This window comes from uncultured Megasphaera sp. (assembly GCF_958350005.1).
GTDB lineage: Bacteria > Bacillota > Negativicutes > Veillonellales > Megasphaeraceae > Megasphaera.
Map to the genome: position 1 here is coordinate 1 of NZ_CATWFF010000139.1, position 5,143 is coordinate 5,143.

A 5,143-nucleotide genomic window follows, 5' to 3' on the forward strand; every position below is an offset into this window, starting at 1 on the left:
AAAAAACTCTCTGCCCAGAAAGATCTGTTCAGAGAGCTGCTGTACCGGCACATATACGCGCTATTCGTTGCCGCCTGTGTGCAGGTGGCCGATGCGGCTTAGCAGGCGGAGAATTTCTTCTCGCTCTGCCGGTGAAAAGTCATGCAGTACCTGTTCATTCAATTCTTCAATCTTTTTTTGTACCGGTTCTTTCAGCGCCAGCCCTTCTTCGGTTGCCTTGACACTGATGCTGCGGCGGTTATTGGGATTTAATACGCGGTCAATGAGCCCCCGTTTCTGCATGCGGTCCAGTACGCCGGAAATAGTAGAATTTTCTACGCGTAAAATAGTGGCAATTTCCTTTGGCGTCAGCGTTTCGTCCTTCCAAAGACAGGCTAATACCCCGTATTGGCCCGGTGTAATGCCGAACTGGGATAAATTTTCTGAAAAAATCAGAAATACTTCGTGCTGCGCAATGGTAAGTAAAAAATTAATACATTTCGTATACTCCACGGTAATGCTTCCTTTCCTGACATATAATTCGTATTGCCAATTAACTATAGTGTATCATATTATGAACATTACGGCTATGCTGTTTATATAATTTGTGAAAAAAGTATCATAGTTTCTGAATGTATAAGATTTTGTTATTCTACTGCCGGCAGCTTGACTTTATACTATGGAATTTATGATGTATATGACGTATAATTAAACATATCAGGCAGATATTGCCTGTAAGCTTTAACTATACGGCAGCCAGGTAAGGAGTACGATGAAGCAGAAAAAGATTTTTGGATTTGATTACACACAAAATGAATATGTGAAAATTGGCATGTATTTACTGGTCGGCGGTTCGGCAGCGCTGCTGGAATGGGCATTATTTTACCTGTTTTTCCAGGGACTCACAGCAGGCGGATTTTTCCCCCTCCAGACCCATCGCGTACTGACTGCTACGACCCTGGCTTTTGGTACATCTACGCTGTATCATTATATATTATGCAATCGCTTTGTATTTGACAGCGGCAGCCGCTATCAGAAAGGAACGGAAATTTCCCTGGTCTTTCTGGTCAGTGCCATCGGGCTGGGATGGAATCTGCTGCTCATGTGGCTGTTTACGTCGCCTGTGCTGCTGGGGCTGAATCCGATGGTTTCCAAAATCCTGGCCAGCGCCATCGTAACAGTATGGAATTACTTGTCCCGCAAAAAATGGATATTCAAGTAGAGGGGAGTGGGGATGATGAAACGAAATGAACGGATTATGGAGCTTCTTCGCGAAATGATTGCCATTGACAGCGAAACAGATACGAAAAAAGAACGGAATATTGAAAAGTACCTGCAGCGTACGCTGGGAGCCGTTGAAAACGCTGCAAGCGGCATGATTCATATTCCAGACGATGCCCATGGACGGTCTGTTGTGTACGGACTGATTCAGGGCAGAAAAAAGGACACCGTTATTTTTCTCAATCATCACGATACTGTCGGCATCGAAGCCTACGGAAGCCTGCAGGATGATGCCTTTTCGCCGGATGCACTGCAGGAAGACCTGCTGCGGTCGGAAAAGAGTGAAGATCTGCAGAACGATCTGAAAAGTGGCCAATGGCTGCCAGGACGGGGATCGTGTGATATGAAAGGCGGCGCAGCAGCGCAGCTGGCCGTGTTTGAAGCCTATGCCGCCTTTCCCGGTGATGCCAGTGTGCTGTACCTGTCGCTGCCCGATGAAGAATCCTATTCTGCCGGCATGCGCATGGCTGTCTCAGTGCTGCAGGAACTGAAAAAAGCCTATGGCCTGCAGTACCGCGTACTCATTGATTGTGAGCCCAACCAGAAGGAAAAGGGACAGCTCATTTCCTATACCGGCTCTGTCGGCAAGCTTCTGCCTGTCGTCGTAGCCCAGGGCAAGCCTGTTCATGTAGGAATGTACCGGCAGGGCATCAATCCCGTTGCCGTCGTATCCCGCCTGATTGCGGAAACAGAAGGCGATTCGTCTCTTGTAGATTCGTGCGGCGATGAACAGACGCCTCCGCCAGCCTGGATATACCTGCGGGACCGCAAAGCACGGTATGATGTATCTCTGCCGCAGCGCATGGCGGCGTGCGCCAACTTCATGACCTACGGCAAGACGCCGGAAGACGTTATGTACCTGCTTATGAATGCAGCCCGGCATGCTGTGGCCCAGACCCTGGCGCAGGTCGATGGAAACCTTACGATGGACGTCATCAGCGGTGCTGAACTGATGAAGCGGGCCTCGTCGTACCCGGGATTTGACGTATTTTATGAAAATGTGCGCAACAGCAGTTTTGTAGCCCTGCAAAAAGGGGATACAACGTATACGGAAGAAACGATACGGCTCATCGAAAAGACCCTGGCCTTTATGGGCATGACCGAGCCGGTTGTGGTCATCGCTTTTGCGCCGCCCTATTATCCGGCTGCAGATAGCCATTCCCTGCAGGATGCGCGCTTTGAAGGACTGCTCCAGACGATCAGCCGTACTGCTGATGTATCGTTCCGCCATTATTTCAACGGTATTTCTGACTGCAGCTACTGCTGTGTCGACCCGTCGCTGCATGAAGATATTCTGGAACAAAATCTGCTCCTGTGGGGCAAGTCGTACAGCTTTGACTTTGAAGCAATGACGAACCTGCAGATTCCCTTCCTGCTCTTAGGACCGTGGGGCAAAGATCTGCACGAACGGACCGAACGGGTCAACATAGAAAGCGTATCCGTAACGCTGCCGAATATACTGGATACGATTATTACCTATATCGGTGAAACAGCAGACTAAAAGAACCGATATTCTCAGGTACAGAAAGAACGTTTCATGCCGTGCCGATGCATGGTTGCAGGAAACGTTCTTTCTGTATTTGCTGCGGATCTGTATGATAAGCCGCATGGGAAAAGAAACCATAAATATGAGGGAAAGTCTTGAAAAATCTGCCGTTTTACGCTATAATAACATCGCTAACTTAATAAGAGTACTGGTGCGTGGTAACTCGCCGGGGCTTGTGCAATGGGAACCTATGAACCTTGTCAGGTCCGAGAGGAAGCAGCAATAAGTAGATCTTTTCATGTGCCACGAGGAAACCTGGCGGGTTATCATGCACGAGTACTTTTCTGTTAGTAAAAGCAGCGGGCAGCTGCTTTTTTTCGTATACAGAGAGGGAAAGGACTATGGCATACATCGCGCTATATCGTAAATGGCGGCCCAAGAGCTTTGAAGATGTCGTCGGACAGCGTCATATTACGGAGACTTTGCAGAAAGCTATTGATACCGATAAAGTAGCGCATGCCTACTTGTTCTCGGGCCCGCGGGGCACGGGGAAAACAAGTACGGCCAAAATTTTTGCCCGCGCCATGAACTGCATCCATGGGCCTACATCCCATCCGTGCAATGAATGTGACGTGTGCCGTCATATTCTCAGCGGCGAGTCCCTGGACGTCGTGGAAATTGATGCGGCATCAAACCGCAGTATTGAAGATATACGGACCTTGCGGGAAACGATTAAGTTCATGCCTGCTGAAGGAAATAAGAAGATATATATTATCGATGAAGTACATATGCTGACGACAGAAGCCTTCAACGCCCTGTTAAAGACGCTGGAAGAACCGCCGCAGCATGTCATCTTCATTCTGGCTACGACCGAGCCGGAACGGATTCCCATGACGATTTTGTCCCGGTGCCAGCGATATGAATTCCGGCGCATTACGAGCAGGGATATTGCCAGACGGCTCCTGTATGTGGCCTCTCAGGAACATATTGATCTTACAGAAGGGGCCGCCCATATTCTGGCCGTCCAGGCTGACGGCGGCATGCGCGATGCCCTCAGTATGCTCGATCAGTGTGTGAGCAATGCCAGCGGCACCATTGATGAAGCACTGGTACGGGATTTGCTGGGACTTATCGGCCGGGACTGGCTGTTTTCCCTGTCTGATGCTGTATTTCAGGGAAAAGGCGCAGTCATTATTAAAGATATTGATGACGTTGTCCGTATGGGCAAGGAATCGCAGGTTATTTTAACGGAAATACTGGAACACCTGCGGGCTCTTATGCTGTATCAGGCTGATCCGAAAACGGATACCCTCGCTGCCTATGCCGATTCCATGAAAGAACTGGGCGCCCAGGCAAAAGTTATTCAGGCAGAACGCCTTTTTGCCATGCTGAAGATACTGCAGGAAGCGCTCTTGTCGGCAAAAAATTCGCCGGCGCCGCGCATTGCCGTTGAAATGGGGCTGCTCATGGCCAGCCGTGTCAGCCACGTATCTTCAGAAACAGCTCTGCCTGCAGCCTCTTCTGTCGATGGGCTGGAAGACCGTCTGACCAGGCTGGAACAGCGCGTATCGCAGCTGACTGCCCGTCTGTCATCTGCAGCTTCTCCGGCTCAGCAGGCTTATATTCCCCTTCCGGACGAAGAGGACGGAGGCGCAGGGCTTCCTGAATCGGTACCCTTCCCGGAAGACGAGTACAGTGCAGTCCCACCCATGGCCGATACGCGGCCTGTATCGGCACCGGCACCGCCAGTACGTCCTGCCGTTCCTGCTGCAGCAGACAGGCCGAAGCAGTCGGTGCAGCCTGCTGTTTCACCGACTGTGCCGCCGTCTGTTTCTGTTGATAATGCAGCCCCGGTAGATGCAGGAGAATACCAGCAAATCTGGAAAAAGATGTGCGATATTCTCCTGCGGGAAATGAAAAAGCCTGGCGTCCGGTCCTGCGTGCAGCATGGCCGCGTCGTGTATTTAGGCGGCGGCGAAGCCATTGTTGCCTATAAATCGAATTTCCTGGCCAAACGGGCCAACCGGGAAGATTATTTTAAATTCGTTGATGCTGCGCTGGAACAGATTCTTGGCAGTCCCTTTCACATGAAAGGATATGTGGAAGGCGATGCAGAGCTGGGAGAATACGAAAAAAAAAAGTCTCAGCCCTGTCCGGCAGCTGAACCAGCCGCATCAGCAGCACCGGTAGTGCCTGCAGCGGCGCCGGCTGATCCGCTGCCTGAGCCCCATCCCGCTCCTGTGCAGCGTGAGGAAAAGCCTCAGACACCGGATATTGTGCCGCCACAGACAGCAGAAAAAGGGTCTGTTCTGAAGCCGGCTACGGTACAGGATATGTCGCCGGAAGAACAGGCTGCCATTGGCCCATTGCTCAAAAGGGTAGGAGATTGTAATATAT

The 5,143-nt window shown here is 50.6% G+C and carries 4 protein-coding genes and 1 other RNA gene; 4 read left to right on the top strand and 1 reads right to left on the bottom strand.

The annotated features are described in order from the left end of the window. Positions 1 to 60: 60 nt before the first annotated feature. Positions 61 to 492: a MarR family winged helix-turn-helix transcriptional regulator gene (locus Q3886_RS08130; RefSeq protein WP_301860854.1), complete on the bottom strand. Its 432-nt coding sequence runs from the start codon at positions 490 to 492 to the stop codon at positions 61 to 63. 259 nt (positions 493 to 751) lie between these two features. Between Q3886_RS08130 and Q3886_RS08135 the strand changes: the two genes are divergently transcribed. From Q3886_RS08135 to dnaX, 4 genes are all read left to right on the top strand, one after another. After that, positions 752 to 1,201 carry a GtrA family protein gene (locus tag Q3886_RS08135; protein WP_301860855.1) on the top strand — a complete coding sequence of 150 codons (450 nt, stop codon included), beginning with the start codon at positions 752 to 754 and terminating at the stop codon, positions 1,199 to 1,201. Positions 1,202 to 1,213: 12 nt separating this feature from the next. After that, entirely contained in the window at positions 1,214 to 2,761 is a 1,548-nt protein-coding gene (locus tag Q3886_RS08140; protein ID WP_301860856.1) for a M20/M25/M40 family metallo-hydrolase, read from the top strand. 147 nt (positions 2,762 to 2,908) lie between these two features. After that, positions 2,909 to 3,115: signal recognition particle sRNA large type (ffs, locus tag Q3886_RS08145), an RNA gene on the top strand. A gap of 32 nt (positions 3,116 to 3,147) precedes the next feature. Further along, on the top strand, positions 3,148 to 5,143 hold a 1,996-nt coding region (dnaX, locus tag Q3886_RS08150), incomplete at its 3' end, for a DNA polymerase III subunit gamma/tau (RefSeq protein ID WP_301860859.1).

Coding starts and splice junctions, on each gene's coding strand:
- Q3886_RS08140 (WP_301860856.1), top strand. CDS start 1,214: ATGATGAAACGAAATGAACGGATTATGGAGCTTCTTCGCGAAATGATT.
- Q3886_RS08135 (WP_301860855.1), top strand. CDS start 752: ATGAAGCAGAAAAAGATTTTTGGATTTGATTACACACAAAATGAATAT.